Genomic DNA, 18576 nt, shown 5'->3' on the forward strand with positions numbered 1-18576 from the left:
TCCTCCGGCGAGCGTAGCGAGACCGGGGGATGACGAAAGTTAAGCCGCCTTCTTCTTCGCCGGAGCCTTCTTCGCCGCGGGCTTCTTCGCGGGGGCCTTCTTCGCCGGCGCCTTCTTCTCCGACCCTGCCGACCCCTTCAGACTCGCCCGCAGCGCCGCCATCAGGTCCACCACATTGGTGTCGTCCGGCTCCGGGGCCTCGACCAGTCCCTTGCCGCCCTTCTGCTTGGCCTTGATCATCTCCTTCAGGGCCTCGTCGTAGCGGTCCTTGAACTGGGACGGATCGAAGTCCGCCTCCTTCTGGCCGATGATCCGGGTGGCGATGTCGACCATGTCCTTGTCAGCCTTAACCGTCGGGATGTCGTCGAAATAGTCGTTCGCCTCGCGCACCTCGTCGTGCGGTCGCAGGGAGTAGGCGACCAGCCCCTTGCCCCGCACCTCCAGCGCGATCTGCCGTTCGCGGCCGCGCAGCACCAGACAGCCGATGGCGATCTTGCCCGCCGCCTTCATGGCGTCGCGGATGACCGCGAAGGCCTCGGCTCCCACGCCCTTCTCGGGCACCACATAGAAGGGATCGTCCCAGTACAGACGATCGATGTCGTCCTCGTCGACGAACTGGCCGATGTCGATCGTGCGCGTCGACTCCAGCTTGACCTTGTCGAAGTCGGCGTCGTCGAACAGGACGTATTCGTCCTTCGACACCTCGTATCCCTTGACCAGATCGGACCGTTCGACCGGCCCCGCGTCGGGGTCTGTCGGGACCATGCGGATGCGGTTGTTGGTCTCGGGATTGATGAGGTGAAAGCTGACGTGGCTCGACGACGACGTCGCCGTGTAGAGCGCCACCGGGCACGTCACCAGACTGAGCTTCAGATGCCCCTGCCAGGTTGGTCTCGCGGCCATGATCGCCTCCTCGTCGCTCTGTTCGCGACTCGAACGCGGGCGGCCGGGGATTCGTTCAGGCGTCCCGTTCCGCCAGCGTGTCTTCCAGCGCCTCGGACAGGCTGTCGATGCCATAGGGCTTGGGCAGCAGGCGGAAGGCCTCGCCCGTCGCGGCCGACGCCGCCTCGCTGAAGCCTGTCGTCAGCAGCACCGGGGTGGCCGGCAGCCGCCGTCGCACCTCCTGCGCCAGTCCCAGTCCGTCCATCTCGCCCGGCATCACCATGTCCGAGAAGATCAGGTCGAAGCCGGGGTCCTGCTCCAGCACCTCCAGCGCCTCCGCCGCGCTGGCCACCCGCACATGTGTGTAGCCGAGGTCGTCCAGCATATGGCCGACCCCCGCCGCCACCGCGTCGTCGTCCTCGACCAGCAGCAGCCGCAGATTGGCGTTTCGGGCTCCCGCCGCACCGTCCCGCGCCGGCGCCTTGACCGCCTCGGCCGGGGCCGGCGGCGTCTTGTCGGTGCGCGGCAGGCACAGGGTGAAGGTCGTGCCCTGACCCTCGCGCGACTCGACGCTGATCTCGCCGCCCGACGACTTCACGAAGCCGTAGACCTGCGACAGCCCCAGTCCCGTCCCGCGCCCGACCTCCTTGGTGGTGAAGAAGGGTTCGAACACCCGCAGCGCCACCGCCTCAGGCATGCCGGCGCCGGTGTCGGCGACCCGCAGGCAGACCATGTCCACCGCCTCGCCCGCCGCCTCCGCATTGCTGGCCGAGATGATCAGCCGCCCGCCCTGGGGCATGGCGTCCCGCGCATTCACCGCCAGGTTCAGCAGCGCCAGCTCCAGCTCGCCCCGGTCCGCCTCGACAGGCCAGAGCCCCTCCGGCAGGTCCAGCACCACCTCGATGTCCTCGCGCAGCGACCGCTCCAGCAGGAAGCGCAGGCTCTCGATATGCGCCCGCACGTCCAGCACCTCGGCCTTCAGCGGCGAGCGCCGCGAGAAGGCCAGCAACTGCCGGGTCAGGGCCGCGCCCCGCTCCACCGCCTGTTTGACGCCCGCGCTCAGGCTCGCCCGCCGTTTCGCATCCTCGGTCCGGTCCAGCAGTTCGATGCCGCTCGAGGCGACCATCAGCAGGTTGTTGAAGTCGTGGGCGATGCCGCCGGTCAGTCGGCCGATGGCTTCCATCTTCTGGCTCTGGCGCAGCGCCTCCTCGGCCTTCTCGCGCTCGATCATCTGCTGCTGCAGCAGGCTGTTGGCCTGCACCAGTTCCGCCGCGCGGTCGGCCAGCTGCCGGTTGGCCCGCCGCAGCGCCCCTTGCGCCACCGCCAGCACGATCACCACCAGCCCCGCCAGCCCCAGCACCAGCAGCAGGCCCGCATAGCGGCTGAACCGCTGCGCCGGCGGGGTCTCCAGCAGCTTCAGATGCACCACCCCCAGCTTCTGCCCCGCCTCCTCGACCGGCCGGGCGACCAGCAGGTTGCCGTCGTCGAACAGGGTCTCCCGCTCGATCGAGGCAGCCGAGTGGAAGATCGTCTCTCCGTCGCGGACGAAGCTGGCCACCATCCGGCCCCGCTCGTCATAGACCGCCGCCGCCAGCACGCTGGGATTGACCTGCACCGCGTCGACATAGTCCTGCGCCGCCGCGCGGTCGTCGAAGGCCAGCGCCCCGCTAACCGCCGAGGCCAGCAGGTCGGCCTGCGCCCCCGCCGCCCGCGCCGTCTGCACCCGCAACGCCTGCTCGTTGACCACCGCGATGGCGATGCCGGCGATCAGCAGCACCAGCAGCGAGGCCAGCGCCACCACCGGGAAACGGCTGGATCTCAGACGCGCGAGCAAGGCCATGCGCTCAACCTCCCCGCACGCTGAGCGCGAGGTTCAGCAGGCGCGAACTGATCGACAGCCCGCCGCGCGACGCCGCCTGCAGGTCGATGTGGAACCGCACCCGGTCGTCGCTCAGCACGAAATGCACCATGCCCCGCTCCGCCTGCACCGCCCCGTCCGTGACCAGCAGGATCGAGCGCGGCCCCTCCGGAATCATCCCGCCGCCCCCTTGGCCGACATAGAGAATGTGGCACCCGGCGGCGGCCTCCCGGTCCCCGGGCCGCCGGACCGTCAGCGGCCGCCCATAGGCCGTCTGGTTCTGCGCCGCCCGCTCCAGCGCGCCCCGGAACGGATCGCGGCCGGCGACGCAGATTACGACGGGCGACTGGGGCGCGGCGAACGCCCGCGGCGGCCACTCCACGAAGGCGGCGAACCGCACCAGGTAGTTGGCCTTGACCGAATATTCGAGGCTCGCCTGCTGGGGCGCCTGCGCGCTCGCGGCCTGAACCGGCGCCAGCCAGATCAGGGCGACCAGCATCCGCAATGCGCCCCGCCCGAGGATCATCTCAGAAATTCACCCGCAAGGCGGCGAAGACGGTTCGGCCGAACGCCCGCCGCCGCAGCGGGTCGCCCGTCTCGTAGCGCCTTTCCTCGATCAGGTTCTGCCCGGTTAGCGACAGTTCGAGCCGGTCCGTCATCCGCCAGCCCAGCCGCGCGTCCGCCTCGACATACCCCTCCGTCGAAGCCAGGTCGTCGACCGCGCGCAGCCGCACGTCCAGCTCCAGCGAATCCGTCAGATCGCTCTGCGAGCGCAGCAGCAGCTGATACTCCGGATCGTCGCCGATCGAGACCAGCCCGCTGATGTCGTCCGGGGTGATCTTCGCGTCATATTCCTTGTTCAGGGTGCTGAGCCCCGCACTCAGCCGCCAGCCGTCCGAGACATCGTAGCTGCCCCAGGCCTCTACCCCCCAGGTTTCCGCCTCGCCATTGTTCGTCAGGCGCAGCGGCAGGAAGGTCGCCGGCGTGATCGAGACGGTCCGCAGGTCGTCGTAGACGTTGTAGAAGGCGTTGATCGAGAACGATATCTGCGGCGTGGGCGTGGCCCTGTAACCCAGCTCGTAGGCTGTCACCGTCTCCGAGCGGAAATCCGCCCCGATCAGGAAGCCCGGCAGGGTCAGGTCCCGCTCGATGCGGTTCGGGGTCCGGCTGGCCCGGCCGACCGAGGCCCACAGCAGGTCGCCGCCCGGCCTCTGCCAGCCCAGCCGCACGTTCGGCAGGAATTCCTGCCCCGAGAAACTGTTGTCCTCGAACTTGGCCCCCAGCGTCAGGGTCAGGGCGTCCGTCAGGGCGATCTGGTCCTGCACGAACACATTGGTCAGGGTCATGGTCCGCTCGGGCGGATCGAGGAAGGCCCCGCCCGGCGCCGCCGCGAAGGCCGAGTCCACGACCCGGTGTCCCGCGCCGAGCACCAGCTGGTGGCGGCCCATGTCGAACGCCTGCTGCACCGCCAGATCAAAGGTGTCGGATTCCTCCAGCGACCCCGGCTCCTCCCGCTCGAACCGGTCGTAATAGGCCTGGACCTGCAGCTCGCCTCCGGCCAGCGGCCGAACCCAGCGGCCCAGCACATTGGCGCCCCGCACATAGGTCTGGACGCCCAGCATGTCCTCGTTGACGGCGACCTCGTGTTCGAACGCATCACCCTGCAGCGTCAGATGGTTCGCGCCGGCGCTCCAGTCGATCCTCGCGCCGCCCCGCAGCCCGTCCCCATCGTCGTTCGATCCATTACCGAGCGCGTCGAAACTCTCGTCCCGCGCAAAGGCCGTCAGATATGCCCGCCACGCGGCCGTGTCGCCCAGCGTGCCGCCGTGGCGGATCGACAGGCGCGCATCCTCGTTGCCGGCGCCGGCGCTGATCAGCGTGCCCTGCGTATCAGCGGCCGGGCGAGTGATGATGTTGATCACGCCGTTCATCGCGTTGGAGCCGTACAGGGCGCCGCCCGGCCCGCTGATCACCTCGATCCGCTCGACGTCTTCCAGCATCAGGTCGCGGGCGTCCCAGAACACGCCCGAGCTCAGGGTCGAATAGATGCTCCGCCCGTCGACCAGCACCAGCAGCTTGTTCGATGTCTCGTAGCCGTTGAAGCCGCGCGCCGTGATCGCATAGTCGACGGCGTTGACCCGCTGGACGTTCAGGTTCGGAGCCAGCCGCAGCGCCTCGGGCAGGCTGGTTACGCCCGACCGGCGGATATCGTCGGCGCTGATGACGTAGATCGCGGCAGCCGCGTTGGCCAGCGCCTCCGGGCGGCGGGACACCGAGGTCACCTCGACCATCGCCAGTTCTTCCAGCGAAAGGCGCGCGAGGTCCTGGTCCTCGCCCATGCTGACCTTGATCAGTTGCGGAGACGGCGGCGCGTCGGACGCGCGCGCCGCCTCCCCGGCGTGAGCCGCCGCCGGCATGACGAGAACAAGGGCCGCGACGGCCCCCTGCCCGAGATGACGCATCTTCACCTACCCCCTCGCGATCGTGCGATCGGATAAAACGCTGTGACCTGCAACCGGTTGCTGAACCGCAAACGAGCGGATCAGGCCGAGCCCGCGGCGAAGCTGCGCGCCAGCTTGCGCGCCAGTTCCGCCTGCACGAACGGCTTGTGCACGATCTGATGGTCGCCGACGCCCGTCAACGCCTCCGCGTCCGCATAGCCCGTCGCGAACAGAATCGGCACGCGCGGCCTCCGCGCCCGCAGCTCCCGCGCCAGATCGGCCCCGTTCATGCCGGGCATGGCGAAGTCCAGCACCACGGCGCTGATGTCCTGATGCCGCTCCATCATGTCCAGCGCCGCCCCGCCGCTGCCTGCCTCCACGACATTGTAGCCCAGGTCCGCCAGCAACCCGGCGGTCACCTCGCGAACCGCATCGTCGTCGTCGACGACCAGCACGACCAGATGCTCGTCATGCGCCGATGGGGCCGCGCCCGCCTCGTCACTCTCCGCCACTGGCGCAGCGCTGGCCTTGGGCAGATAGACCCGGATCGTCGTGCCATGGCCCGGTTCGGTGTCGATGCCGATGCCGCCGCCGGACTGTTTGGCCAGCCCGAACACCTGGCTCAGCCCCAGACCCGACCCCTTGCCGACCTCCTTGGTGGTGAAGAAGGGCTCGAAGGCGCGGACCCGCACCTCATCCGTCATGCCCGAGCCGTTGTCGCTCACAGCCACCATCACGTATTCGCCGGGCGGCGGCGCTTCCGGCGCGTCCGGCTCGCCGAGCGTCACATTGGCCGTGCTGATGGTCAGGGTTCCGCCGACGTCCATGGCGTCCCGCGCGTTGATCGCCAGGTTCAGGATGACCAGCTCGATCTGGGTGGGGTCGATCATCGCCGGCCACAGGCCATCGGCCAGCTGCGGCGCATTGATCTGGACGCTGCCGCCGATCGTGCTCTGCAGCAGATCGCGCATGCTTCGAACCGTGTCGTTCAGATCGACCGGCCTCGGCTCCAGCGTCTGCTGGCGCGAGAAGGCCAGCATCTGCGCGGTCAACCTCGCCCCGCGCTGCGACGCCTCGCTCATCATCGCCAGCCGGCGTTTCAGCACCGGGTCTTCCGCGTGCTTCCGCATCTGTTCGACGTTGCCGAGGATTACCGTCAGCAGATTGTTGAAGTCGTGGGCGATGCCGGACGTCAGCTGCCCGACCGCCTCCAGCCGCTGCGCCTGCCGCAGGGCGGATTCGACCTTCTCCCGCTCGGCGATCTGCGAGGCCAGCTGACGATTCGCCGCCTCCAGCTCGCCGGTCCGCTCCGCCACCCGGCGCTCCAGCAGCGCCTCGCCGCGCCGGATTTCCTCGATCCGCTCCCGCGCCTCATACTGCCGCCGACGCCCCCGTAGCGCCGTCTGAACCGCACTGACCAGCGTCGTCGGATGGAAGGGGCGCTCAAGGAAGCTGACGTTGCCCAGCGTCACCGACAGCCGCTGGGCCATCGGATTACGCTCGACGCTCCCACCGCGCTGGGTCAGCACCACGAAGGGGAAGTCCGACCAGGTCGGCTGCTCCTCGATCCAGACCGACAGGGCGGTCAGATCGCAGTCGCGCAGCGCCTCCTCGACGACCACTGCCAGACCCGCGCCCTCGTCCAGCCGCTCGTGCAGCATGTCGAGGCTGTTGCAGACCAGCGCCGGCACGCCCGCCTCCTTCAGGATGGCGGCGGCGATGGCGGCGTCTCGCCCGCTGGGAGCAAGGACAAGCGCGCGCTCGGAAAGGTCGCCCCCAAGGCTCATGCGGAGGCTTCGCCCATCAGGCCGGAGCCCTGACCCACGAAGTTGGGCACCCCCCGCAGCACGCCCTGGAAGCCATGCAGCGGCTCGCCCATCGTCAGACCCGTCTGGCCGATGTCGAACTCGCGGATAGTCTTCTCGTGGCCGCCCGCGCGCTTTTTGATCACCGAAACGGCCCGCCGCACATGGCCCGCCGCCTCAAAGTAGCGCAGCAGGATCACGGTGTCGGCGAGGTAGGTCACGTCGACCGGCGCCTTCATGTCGCCGACCAGGCCGTGTTGGGCCACGGTCAGGAAGGTCGAGGCGCCCTGACGGTTCAGATACTGCAGCAGTTCGTGGATGTGCAGCACCAGGAACTGCTCCTGCGGCATGGCCGCCTGGTATCCGTTCAGACTGTCGATGATGACGGTCCGGATCTGCTTCTTGCCTACGCAGTCCCTGACCCGCGAGGCGAACTCGCCCGGCGACAGCTCGGCCGCGTCGACCTGTTCGACGATCAGCGAGCCTTCCTCGATCATGGCTTCGAGATCGATGCCCAGCCCGCGCATGCGGTCGTAGAGCAGCCCCAGCTCCTCGTCGAAGACGAACAGCGCCGCCTTCTCGCCGCGCTTCACCGCAGCCACCGCGAACAGCAGCGCGAACAGCGACTTGCCCGTGCCCGCCGGCCCCAGGATCAGGGCGCTCGAGCCGCGCTCGACCCCGCCGCCCAGCAAGTCGTCGAGCCCCGACACGCCGCTCGTCGCCTGCGTTCGCTCGAAGACAGTGCGGTGCTCCGAGGCGACGATGCGCGGGTAGACCTCCAGCCCGCCGGTCTTGATGGTGAAGTCGTGATAGCCGCCGCGGAAACGCCGCCCGCGGTATTTGATCACCCGCACCCGCCGCCGCTCGGCCCCGTACTCCGGCGCCAGTTCCTGCAGCTGGATCACGCCGTGAGCGACGCTGTGCACCGTCTTGTCGTTGATGTCCGTGGTCAGGTCGTCGAGCAGCAGCACGGTCACGCCGCGCTTGGCGAAATAGTGTTTCAGCGCCAGCACCTGCCGCCGGTAGCGCAGCGATCCCTGCGCCAGCAGCCGGATTTCCGACAGACTGTCGACCACCACCCGCATCGGCTGCGTCTTCTCGACCGCCTCGAAGATCATCCGGGTGGTCTCGCCCAGCTCCAGGTCCGAAGAATACAGCAGGCTCTGCTGCTGCTGCTCGTCCAGCAGGCTTTCCGGCGGCACGAGTTCGAAGATGTCGATGCCCTTCAGCGACCACTCGTGCGACCGCGCCGTGGCCCGTAGCTCCTCCTCCGTCTCGGACAGGGTCACGTACAGGCAGCGCTCGCCGCGCTCCGCCCCATCCATCAGGAAGCTCATGGCCGCCGTGGTCTTGCCCGTGCCGGGGTTGCCCTCCAGCAGATAAATGCGGTCGCGCTCCAGCCCTCCCGCGAGGATGTCGTCCAGCCCGGCGATCCCGAAACGGGCCTGATCCGGTTTTGGTGCTTCCGCCTTGTCCTGCATGTTCAACAACGTCTCTGTGATTCAGCTTTGCCGTAACGCGCGACTTCGCAACGGGTTACATCGGAATTTCCCGGACCGCGGTCCGCCCGTCAGGCCGCCGGCCCCGACAGCACCACCCGCAATCCGGGCCGGGCTTTCTGGTATTCGACCGTCGCCCCCAGCTGCCCCGCCAGACTCTCGATCATTCGCGAGCCGAAGCCCTTGCCGGTCTCGCCCTGTCCCACGCCCTGATCGGTGACAATGAGCCGGATCGTACCGCGCACCTGCTCCAGCACGATTCCCAGCGGCCCCGGCTTGCCGCCATAGGCGTATTTCTGGGCGTTGATCATCAGTTCCGTCAGCACCAGCCCATAGGTCACCGCCCGCTGGGCCGGGACGCTGATGGGGGCCAGTTCGGTCTGTATATGCGACGCCCACTCCACGCCCGACGACAGCCCCATGTCCTCGATCAGCTCGCCGAAATACCGGCCGAGATCGATCGTCTCGAACTGGTCGGCCTTGTAGAGGCGGCTGTGCACCAGCGAGACGGCCTTCACCCGCCGCTGCGCCTCCTTCAGCACCTCCCCCGGCGACTGACCGCCGCCGTTGTCCCGCGCCTGCAGCGCCAGGAAGCTGGCGATCAGGCTCAGGCTGTTCTGCACCCGGTGATTGACCTCGCGCAGCAGGAAGTCCTGATGCTCCAGCCGCAGGTCCTTGTCCGCCACCGTCTCCTGCAGGCTCATGTTCACCGCCCGCATCTGCCGCATCGAGCGCAGGTCGAACAAGGCTTCGCGGAACCGAGCCGCGGTCTCGATCTCAGGCGTCGACCAGCGCCGCGCCTTGCCCCGCACCGTCTCGGTCCAGTCCTCGAAAGAGGCTCGCGGCGTCAGCTTGCCCGACGGGCCCGTCTTGACCGCCGCGTGCGGATCGCCGGCCCAGCGCACCACCTCGACAGTCTCAGCCCGGAACCACATCACCACGAACGGCTCCTCGGCCGATATGACGAAGGCCATCAGCCCGCTCGCCTCCGCCGACCACGCCTCCGCCGCCGGATAGATTTCCGCCAGACTGTTGGTGGTCACCACCCGCCCGGCCGCCGTCCTGGCCAGCCATTTGCCCAGCGCGACGATCGCGTCCCCGGGCGGGCAGACGCCGCCGCTTCGAACCGTCTTGCCGCGCATGACCGCCGCGCCATTGGCCTGCACCAGATCGACCGTCTGCTGCAGATTGGCCGCGAGCGAGGCCTCCAGCGGCTCCTCCAGCGGGATCCGCGCCAGCAGCTCGTCCTCCAGCCCGCGCAGCCGCACCCGCTCGCGATAGATGTCCGCCTCGTCCTTTGCCTTCAGCTGCCGCGCCAGCCCGCGCGCCAGCGCCGCCGCCGCGATCCGCACCTCATGCGTCATCAGCTTCGGCGTCGCATGGTGGCAGGCGATCAGCCCCCACAGCATGCCGTCCGTCACGATCGAGATCGAGGCCGACGCCCCCACCCCCATGTTGCGCATATACTGCATGTGCACCGGCGAGACGCTTCGCAGCACGCTGTCGCTCATGTCCAGCGGCGGCCCCGCCAGCGCCGGCCGCAGCGGCGCGGGCTCGTAACCGACGTCGGGGATGACCCGCACCGTATTGCGCACATACAGCGCCCGCGCCTGCCGCGGGATGTCCGTCGCCGGGAAGTGGTGGTTCAGGAACGACGCCATCCCCTCGGCCCGCGCCTCCGCCAGCACGCTGCCCGCCTCGTCGTCGAGGAAGCGGTAGATCATCACCCGGTCGAAGCCGGTCAGTTCGCGGAACTCCTCCGCCGCCCGCGCGGCCAGGCTGCGCACATTGCCCGCCCGTTCGAACGCCGCCGCCGCATGGTCCAGCCGCGACAGCAGGGCGATGCCCGTCTCCGGCGCCTGGCTGCTCCGCTCCGCCTCGACCACCCGCCGGCCGCCCGCCAGATGCGTCGTCACATCGTGCCAGACCCCGTCCGCCGCCTGCCAGCGCCCCGCGTACGACAGCCCCTCGGGCCGCTCCAGAGAGGCCACGGCCTCGGCGATCTCCGGCGTCAGCAGCGTCTCCAGCCGCGCCCCGACCCAGTCGTCCCGCCCGGTCAGCCGCTCGACCCCGCCCGCGCCCTGCACCACCGTCGACACATCGTCGTCCAGCACCAGCATGATGCCATGCGGCTGGATCGAGCCCGGGATATGGATCGGCTCGCGGTCGCAGTCGTTCAGCGCCGCCTCGACGGTCGTCTCGCTCACATCAGGCTCCACACAGCACCTTCGAAGCGTGTTCGAACCCGTCGACGCCCCCCGCCACGATCTCATCCCTGTCCGCCTCGCCCGTGCGATGCAGCCGGTCCAGCTCGGCCACGAAGGCGCGCCACCGCGCCCCCGCCGCTTCGCCATACGGATTCAGGAACCCCAGCCCGCGCGCGTCCAGCCCCCGCGTCTCCAGCGCACGATGGATCGTCCTGCCGCCCAGCGTCGATCCTTCCAGCACGTAGAGCCACCCCAGCGCCCGCCCCAGCGACCCGACCTCCGGAGCCTGCGGCGCGTCCGTTTCCACCGCCCCGCCCAGCAGGGCGAGGTCGGCCCGGATCAACGAAGCGCGCAACCGGGTTCCAGGTTCCAGTCCAGCGTGTGGAGCCAGCCACGGCGCCAGCCGCGCCTCCGCCCCCTCGTGCAGCGCCAGGAACCCCGCCACCAGCCGCCGCCGCTCACCGGCGTCCGCGACCCGCTCCACCAGATCCAGCGCCGCCTCCAGCCGTGCATGCGCCGCCCCCGTCGCCGCCCGCAGCCTCGCGATGATCTCCGGCGTCGCCATAAGGCCCCTCTGCCCGACCGCGCCGCCCCGCGCCAGACCGCTACCGTACACAGGCCCAAAGCGTCACAGGATGGGGCGTCACAGGATGGGGCGTCACAGCACCCGCACTCTCGGCCCCGCTCCGCCACGCCCCGGCATCAGGTCCGTGACCGCCCACACCAGCGCGTCCGCCCGGTCTGGCGAGCGCCCGCCGGCCTCCTCCCCGCCCAGCCCCATCAGCTCCTCCTCCAGCGCCTCCAGCCCGGCCGCGTGCGCCACCCGCCCCTGTTCGTACAGCGCCGCCACCGGCTCGGCCCGCGCCACCTTGCCCAGCGACGCATGCACCCGCCGCACCGCCATCGTCAGCCCCGAGGCCTTCAGCACCGCCTCGGCCATGGCCCCGCCGTTGTTGCTCTCGACCACCACCCGCGCCGCCCCGAATTCCTCCGCCGTCCGCCGCACCCGCGCGGCCCAGCACTCCGGCGACAGCCCCGCCGCCGTCCGGTCCGCCAGCACCATCAGCCGTCCAGCCCGCCGCCCGACCGCCACGATCCCGCACGCATCCCTCGGCCGCCCCGACAGCGTCCCCGCCGGCGGATCGACGGCGACCACCACCACCTCGCACGCCCCTTCCCACGCCGCCCCCGCTTCCTTCGCCCGCTCCACATCCGCCAGCGAGAACAGCGCCCCCTCCGCCTCCAGCAGCCTTCCCTCCAGCTCCTGCGCCGCCCGCCGCGTCCCGCCGTACAGATCCTGCATCGCCTCCAGAAACCCCGGCGCGAGGTTCGCCGCATTCGCCGCCGTCGGCGCATCCGTCCGCGCGCACGCGCTCTCCGCCAACACCCCCCGCATCAACCGCCCCGGCTTGGGCGTCGAGGTCAAAACCAGACGCGGCCCCTCACCGAGCCGCAACCCCAGCCGCAGCATCGCCAGCACCTCCTCCCCCCGCCCCCACGCGCACACCTCATCCCCCCAGGCCGCATGAAACTGCGGCCCCCTCAGCCGCTCCGGCTCCTCGGCCGAGAACAGCAGCCCGACCGCCCCGCCCGGAAACGTCACCCGCCTCAGCGACGGCACATATTTCGCCCCCGACCGGTACGGCAGGCTCAGCACCCCCGACGGCCCCTCCACCATCACCGACCGAGCGTCGAACAGCGTCGGCCCGACCAGGGCGATCCGCCCCCCGGCCCCCAGCCGCGCCGCCGTCTCCCACACCCACTCCGCCCCCGCCCGCGTCTTCCCCGCCCCACGCCCGCCCAGAAACACCCAGGTCCGCCAGTCCCACTCCGGCGCCCTCTGCCCGTCATGCGCCGTCCGCGCCCACATCGTCTCCCCCAGCGCCGCCGCCTCCAGCAGCCCCCCGCCCCCACTCACGCCAGAGCCTCGCGCCGCAGGAAGTCCAGCGCCGCCTGCCGCCCCCGCTCCGTCCCGTCCGGATCGCTCCCGTCCGTCCCCGCCGACCCCCGCGCCAGCCGCTCCAGCTGCCCCGCCAGCCGCGCATAGGTGTAGCTGCGCGCCGGCTGCGCCTCCCTCAGCATCAGGATCGCCGTCTCCGCCGCCGCCCGCGCCGCCTCCCCCAGAGACGCCCCTTCCGCCAGCGCCCGCACCGGCGCGTCCGCCGCGCAGCCGCGCCCCGCCCGCACCGCCTCATGCACCGCCCCCTCATCGAGGGCGCACGCCACCACCGGCTGATCCTTCCTCAGACAGCCGTGCTTGCTCACATGCGTATAGAGGGTCCGCTCGGTCCCCCCGAACCGCTCCGCCAGCGACTTCGCCGTCGCCCCCGCGCGATACAGCGCCCGTATCTCGGCCCACTCTTCCTGAGAGCGCCGGCAATACGGCCGCCCCGCCAGCCGCCCCTCGCCCCCCGTCCCGCCAATCCCCTCCATCGCCGTCTCCCGAGCCATCTCCAACAGCCCGAAAGTCTACCCCCGCCCGTTTGTGCGGCTGACAAGTCGCATCGAGAATCCCCCAACCCCCTGATCCCCCACGCCTTCGCCCCCACTATCCGACTATAAATCCCCGGATTGTCAGCACAGCGTCACGGCTCCGCCACTCCTTCTCCCCTCGAGGGAGAAGGTGGCCCGGAGGGCCGGATGAGGGGGCTGTTCCCTCCGCCCCAATCCCCGTCAGGCCCCAGCCGAAGTCTCCCCCTCCAACACCCCCAGCACCTCCCCGAACAGCGCCTGCGCCTCCCGGTCTCCCAGCGCCTCGAAGTCCACCCCCGCCGTCATCCGCTCCAGCCTTCGCACCACGTCGCCGCAGTCCGCCCGCGCCCCCGGCGCCTCGTCCAGCACCCATTCGGCGATGGCGGCGATGCTCTGCAGCGCCTCCTGGTCGGTCATCTGCCCGCCCTCCAGCCCCGCCACCGCCGCGATCTCCCCGATCTCGCGCAGCGCGCGGCGGCAGGTCTGTGGATCCCTGAATCTGGTCATCGCCGCCCAACGTCCCGCAACGCCACCGGTTCACCCCCCGTCTCCTCCCTGTCGCGCAGCGATGGGGTGGAGGAACGGTCGCCGGAGGCGATCGGACGACGGGACCGTCCGAAGCCGCGCAGCGGCGAAGGAGGGTGGAGGGGCGAAACAACCGCACAGGTCTCAGCCTGTTGCCCCTTCCACCCAGCCCGGCGCGCCCCGCGCGCCCGCCACGCCCAGCCCCGGCCGCCCGACCCGGCGCGGGTCAAGGACAGGCCGTCCCGGCCTGCCGCGCGAGCGGCGCGCAGCGTCCTTGAGGCGCGCCGGGGCGGGTGGCTCAACGATCGTCGCCACCGTGTATCGTTCCCGAGGGGCGGCTAACGGTTATGGCTAATGTCACTGGTAGTGCTACGCTTGCCGAACGTTGACCGCAGAGACGCTCCTTGCCTCTTCCTCGTCTAAGGCTTCTTCAGGTTGGGGATGTTCACCTCCCGGGTGCGGTGAAGATCAAGCGCGCCGTCGATAACAAAGACGGTCGGTTTCCGCTCGAACTCAGAAACATCATCGCCGACCAGCCGACGAAAGTGGTTTTCAAGGAAATCTACCGCCTCATGGAGCGTGGCGGCATCTCAGCCGCGCTCTTCATGGGCGATCTCACCGATATCGGCGATCAGGCCGGCTATCTCGCTTCGGCAAAGTACATCGCTCAAGCGCTGCAGCTTGGCACTTCCGGCGCTTTTGCCGGCCTTCCGATTGGTATCGTCCCCGGAAATCATGACATCAACCGCACCCTGGCCGCAGAGTCAGACCTAACGTCCAAATTCGGGCCGCTTCTGCAAGCAATGGCGCAGAACGGCTTGCCTCCGCTTCCCGTATTGAAGCCGATCTGGATGAAGGCCGTGAATGGGGCCGCTGTGGCGAACATCGCCCTTCTCAATAGTTGTTGGGGTTGCGGCTCCAAGGAATTCATCCCGCCGGAATTCCGTGAAGGCGTGTCCAAAGCCATCGAGGATGCATTGGCGCACCCGACTGACGACCCTGAGGCGCACGAACGCACCGTACGAGCCTATTATGACCGGCAGTTCGATACCCCAGCGTTCAGCGAGGACACGATTCGAGAGCTAGCGATCGAGGGGAGTGAGACTCAGAGGCGCGGTCTTCTCGTCGCGTGCGCTCATCATAATATCCTCCCCCAACGACTAACCCGCTTGGCTCCGTACACCGAGTTGGTGAACTCGGGAGCCTTTCGGAGCACGCTCGCTGAGATGGGGCGTCCTATTATTTATCTCCACGGTCACATCCACGAAGATCCCATTGAGATTCTCCAAGTGCCCGGCGGCGATCCTGTCGTCTCGATTTCCGCGCCGGCGGCGACCGCAGGCTTTAACATTCTCGATCTGGTATTCACTCGGAGCGGAATCCCGTTGAGTTGTCAGGTGACCGGCTGGCGCTTCAACGAATCTGGCATTTTGAGACCGCGGCGCCCCATCATTGTTCCTCTGATCGGACGGAAGACCCGCTCGACGAGCGGGCAGTTGGCGCAGCTGTACGGGGCCCTATTGGCCACTCACGATCTGTATTGGAGCGACGTGGTGAAGCTGGCCACAACAATCTACGACACAGATGTGGAGGCGAATGTCGAAGAAGCCTTGGAGCTACTTGCGTCAGATGGGAGTGTGTCGATCGAGAACTATCGTGAAGACCGTTCGTCTTGGATCGTGGGAGCCAGAATATGAACCCCACACCACTCAATCCCTTTAGGCCCACTCGTTGGGAGCACCAACGAGATGGGTTTCAGCTCATCTGGTTTACGAAGACGGCAGAACTATTGGCCGCAGAGAAATCTGTGTATGTGAGAGGAAGTCGGGGAAGCGGTAAAACCACGCTTCTTAAAAGTATATGCTGGGAAGATCTGTCGAAGAACACGTCTCTTCGGATGCAGAAGTCGTTATCCGATTTCGCTCATTTGGGTATCTACATTAGATTTCCAGACCACATGAGCAGTGCCGTGTCATTCTCTTCTTGGTCCGAGATTTACCCAGACGCTCCCGATCCTACGCTAGAGTTCCACCGATACTTTTCCTTGTTGGTCGAGTTGACCTGCGCCGAGCGGGCGCTAGTCGCGTGTCACGACCTCCGAGTAAACGCCTTTTTGGAGATTTCACCAGACCAAGAGTTGGCGTTAGCTCGGGGGGTCTTAGCCGAGTTTCCCGCCCTGCAAGGGTTCGCCGATGAGCCGCCGAAAACCTTTAGCCAAGTCTCGCGCTTAATGCGCACAGTGGTCCGTCGGATGAATGAGGCCGCAGGTCGCGGCTTGATCCAAGAACTAAATCAACGCCTTCCTGGCCGCGAACCCGGCGAACTGTTGGCCTACGTAGCGGCTCAGCTTTCAGCTTCTATTCGCCTTATAACCCCCTTGGGCAGGACGCAGCCTGCGTTCAAGTTTTGTCTGGACGATTGTGAGGTGCTTTCTCTCCTACAGCAGAAAAGCCTCAACTCCCTTGTAAGGACCAGTCAGTTTCCAGTCTCTTGGGTCGTGAGTTCGGTTGGCGCCTTCTACGACAGCACAGAAACTTTTCTTGGCCAGCAACCGCTCACAGATGCCGACCGGCGGGTCATTTCGTTGGATGATCGCGGGGACGAGGATTTCCGCGAGCTCTGCCAAGCTGTCGTGAGCCTCCGGCTGCTGTTTTCTGTCTCAGAATCGGTCAGGACCGCACACGCAAACAAGGCGCTGGCTGATTTTTTCCCACTGGACGCACGTTTGGGAAGGCGAGGTGTCAACGACATGATGGCGGTCATCGCCCAACGGTCGGCCAGTCCGATGCCAAAGTTGCTGGTATCTATTGCTGAGCGGTTCCAAGCGCTGGCCAAGGGTGCGTTTGGGATCGTTGGCGCGCCGTCAAAATCCCGCCCCCTGCCGCTGTACCAGACCTACCTACTCTTGCTGTGGCAGGGACGAGAAGACTCCTTCAAGGTCACGTTTGACGCACAAGATGAAGCGAAGCTGACTGCCTACGAAAGTTCTTACAACACACCGGCTTTCCAAGCATGGATTCGGCGTAAGCAAAGAGCAGCCTTATTGCACTTTGCGGCCGCGTTGGGCTTCCGGCGGCTTCCCTTGGGAGGGGCCGCCGCCGTCGTGTCCCTAGCGGACGGTTCGATCCGCGATTTCTTGGAAATCCTGGGAGAAATCTACGCTGCTTATGCCAAAGACCATCGCTTTGATATCCGGAGCACTGAGAGCCTTGAGCGGTTTGCGTCGTCCCGGACGCAGATAGGATGGGACACCCAAACAACGGGCATTTACAACGCCAGCGAAGCCTACATCGACGGAGTAAGCGGCCGGGCGGAGCGCACCGCAGACGCTGTTCTGCGGCTCCTCGACGGCCTCGGCCAACTCACCTCACTCCTTCAGTCGGACCCCTCAGACCCCACAGTTTTGGGTCGAGCAGAGCGTGGAATATTCTCGATCCGGTTCTCATCCCCGACGAGAAACTACATCGGAGATGCAGCGCCCAGCCGCGAACAGGCGGTATGGAAAGCAATCAGGCAGGCTGAGATCGCAGGCTACATTCGGACAACGGAAGCCCGCTCCAGCGATGCCAGCAAGACCACGGGCGAACCCGATCACCACGGCCGGACGATCTCCTTTCGTCTCCACCGGCGCTTCGCCCCTCACTTCAGGTTCTCATATCGGGGAGCTTATGAAGTTGTGACGATCGCCGCCACGGACCTGTGGGCGCTGTGCGATGAAAGGGTCCCGGTCGATGCGAAGGCTTGGGCTACCGACATGGCGAATCGCACGCCTCTGTCCGGTCTCGGCCAACTGCCACTTCAGTTCTACAGCGACGATCCCGATGCATAAGCCTCTGATCGTCGGAACGCTGTCTCTCCAACAGAGCGGGCCGCATACCTCCATAGATCTCTGCCGCGCTTACGATCTCGTCCTGTCAGCCCTGAGTTGGGAGCGCCGGGCGACCTCGGCCGTTTCTGCGATCAAAGAACTGAAAAGCCCACTCACTCTGCTCAAATTCGCCTCCTCGTCGGAGGAAATGGAAGCCGCAAAGGCGGAGAGTTTGAAGACCTTTCAAACTTTGACGGGCGAGATATCCATCGTTGAGCTGCAGGGTTCTACCCAGTTCCAGAAGAACGCGGACAGATTAGTCGATCTCATAACAGAGCGTGTGACAGTTGTTGGTCGACCTATCAAGATTCTTGTCGACATCACCTGCATGCCGAAAGCATACTCTCTATTCCTTATGGGGATGGGCTTTGCTAACGGCTACATTTCCCGTATCGACTGCATATATGCGGAGGGAGCATACTCGTTAGCAGATCCCAATACGGATCAATCACCAAATCCAGACCCGAGAAGCATCATTTCAGATGGTGAATGGGCCTCGCTGCAGGTGCCCTATTTCAGCGCGGATGTCGCGATCCCTAACAGCCGAGATATAATCGTAGCTATGGGAGGAGAGATCGGCCTTTCTCTACCATTCATAGAGAAATATGAGCCGGTAATGCTAAGTCTGGCGCTGATCACAGAGAGCATCGTTCAGCAACCAGAACTCCTTCTGCCAGGCGAACGAGCAGCTTTGGACGATTTGCTTTCAGAGCCCAACGCCGTCCGCATCAACGTCCCTCTGTGCGATGTATCTGCCTTGGCCGATCATGCAGTGACGTTCGCCCGCAGTTCCGGTTCTGAAGTCGTCAGCGCAATCGCTCTGGGCTCGAAGCCACACGCTTTGGCCCTCGGTTTGGCTGCGTTGAGCGAGCCGAACTTGGAGATAATCTGCCGTGTTCCGAAGCGGTACAAGCCCTTGGACGTAGCACCCCTTGGTCCAATCTGGCTCTACGAGATCGAGGACCGTTTTGAGCCGAGCGCCTACTTCTGAGGCAGCTGAGCTGTTCGGCGCTCGTTGG

14 protein-coding genes are annotated in these 18576 nt (G+C 67.0%); 3 read left to right on the top strand and 11 right to left on the bottom strand.

Features of this window, described 5'->3' with window-relative positions; all coding sequences use genetic code 11:
* Positions 1-39 precede the first annotated feature (39 nt).
* From ku to GGQ87_RS04165, 11 genes are all read right to left on the bottom strand, one after another.
* Positions 40-903: a non-homologous end joining protein Ku gene (gene ku, locus GGQ87_RS04115; protein WP_168045424.1), complete on the bottom strand. Its 864-nt coding sequence runs from the start codon at positions 901-903 to the stop codon at positions 40-42.
* Between the two features lie 55 nt (positions 904-958).
* Positions 959-2722: an ATP-binding protein gene (locus tag GGQ87_RS04120; RefSeq protein WP_168045425.1), complete on the bottom strand. Its 1764-nt coding sequence runs from the start codon at positions 2720-2722 to the stop codon at positions 959-961.
* 4 nt (positions 2723-2726) lie between these two features.
* A complete protein-coding gene (locus tag GGQ87_RS04125; RefSeq protein ID WP_168045426.1) occupies positions 2727-3266 on the bottom strand; it encodes a TOL_0243 family YfiR-like periplasmic protein in 540 nt (179 codons plus the stop codon).
* A 1-nt stretch (position 3267) separates the two neighbouring features.
* Complete coding sequence (locus GGQ87_RS04130) at positions 3268-5202, bottom strand: TOL_0244 family TonB-dependent receptor (RefSeq protein ID WP_168045427.1); 1935 nt, start codon at positions 5200-5202, stop codon at positions 3268-3270.
* A gap of 80 nt (positions 5203-5282) precedes the next feature.
* Positions 5283-6968, bottom strand: a complete 1686-nt coding sequence (locus GGQ87_RS04135) for a response regulator (protein WP_168045428.1) — start codon at positions 6966-6968, stop codon at positions 5283-5285.
* On the bottom strand, positions 6965-8467 hold the full coding sequence (locus GGQ87_RS04140) for an ATPase domain-containing protein (protein WP_168047305.1): 1503 nt from the start codon (positions 8465-8467) through the stop codon (positions 6965-6967). Before GGQ87_RS04140 ends, GGQ87_RS04135 begins: the two co-directional genes overlap by 4 nt.
* Positions 8468-8556: 89 nt before the next feature.
* Positions 8557-10692, bottom strand: coding sequence for a histidine kinase dimerization/phosphoacceptor domain -containing protein (locus GGQ87_RS04145; protein WP_342448298.1), 2136 nt, complete (start codon positions 10690-10692; stop codon positions 8557-8559).
* A gap of 1 nt (position 10693) precedes the next feature.
* Positions 10694-11257 (bottom strand): biliverdin-producing heme oxygenase, encoded by a 564-nt coding sequence (locus GGQ87_RS04150; RefSeq protein ID WP_168045430.1) that lies wholly within the window; start codon positions 11255-11257, stop codon positions 10694-10696.
* 93 nt (positions 11258-11350) lie between these two features.
* On the bottom strand, positions 11351-12610 hold the full coding sequence (locus GGQ87_RS04155; RefSeq protein ID WP_342448299.1) for a terminase large subunit domain-containing protein: 1260 nt from the start codon (positions 12608-12610) through the stop codon (positions 11351-11353).
* A complete protein-coding gene (locus tag GGQ87_RS04160) occupies positions 12607-13125 on the bottom strand; it encodes a helix-turn-helix domain-containing protein (RefSeq protein ID WP_168045431.1) in 519 nt (172 codons plus the stop codon). The genes GGQ87_RS04155 and GGQ87_RS04160 overlap by 4 nt, the downstream gene beginning before the upstream one ends.
* Before the next feature lie 240 nt (positions 13126-13365).
* Positions 13366-13671, bottom strand: a complete 306-nt coding sequence (locus GGQ87_RS04165; RefSeq protein ID WP_168045432.1) for a hypothetical protein — start codon at positions 13669-13671, stop codon at positions 13366-13368.
* Between the two features lie 422 nt (positions 13672-14093).
* Between GGQ87_RS04165 and GGQ87_RS04170 the strand changes: the two genes are divergently transcribed.
* The 3 genes from GGQ87_RS04170 to GGQ87_RS04180 are packed head-to-tail and all read left to right on the top strand — an operon-like array spanning position 14094 to position 18548.
* Positions 14094-15386, top strand: a complete 1293-nt coding sequence (locus GGQ87_RS04170; RefSeq protein WP_168045433.1) for a metallophosphoesterase family protein — start codon at positions 14094-14096, stop codon at positions 15384-15386.
* On the top strand, positions 15383-17518 hold the full coding sequence (locus GGQ87_RS04175) for an ORC-CDC6 family AAA ATPase (protein WP_425339266.1): 2136 nt from the start codon (positions 15383-15385) through the stop codon (positions 17516-17518). Before GGQ87_RS04170 ends, GGQ87_RS04175 begins: the two co-directional genes overlap by 4 nt.
* Positions 17511-18548, top strand: coding sequence for a hypothetical protein (locus GGQ87_RS04180; RefSeq protein ID WP_168045435.1), 1038 nt, complete (start codon positions 17511-17513; stop codon positions 18546-18548). Before GGQ87_RS04175 ends, GGQ87_RS04180 begins: the two co-directional genes overlap by 8 nt.
* The last annotated feature ends 28 nt before the right edge of the window (positions 18549-18576 follow it).

The organism is Brevundimonas alba (assembly GCF_011927945.1).
Lineage (GTDB): Bacteria > Pseudomonadota > Alphaproteobacteria > Caulobacterales > Caulobacteraceae > Brevundimonas > Brevundimonas alba.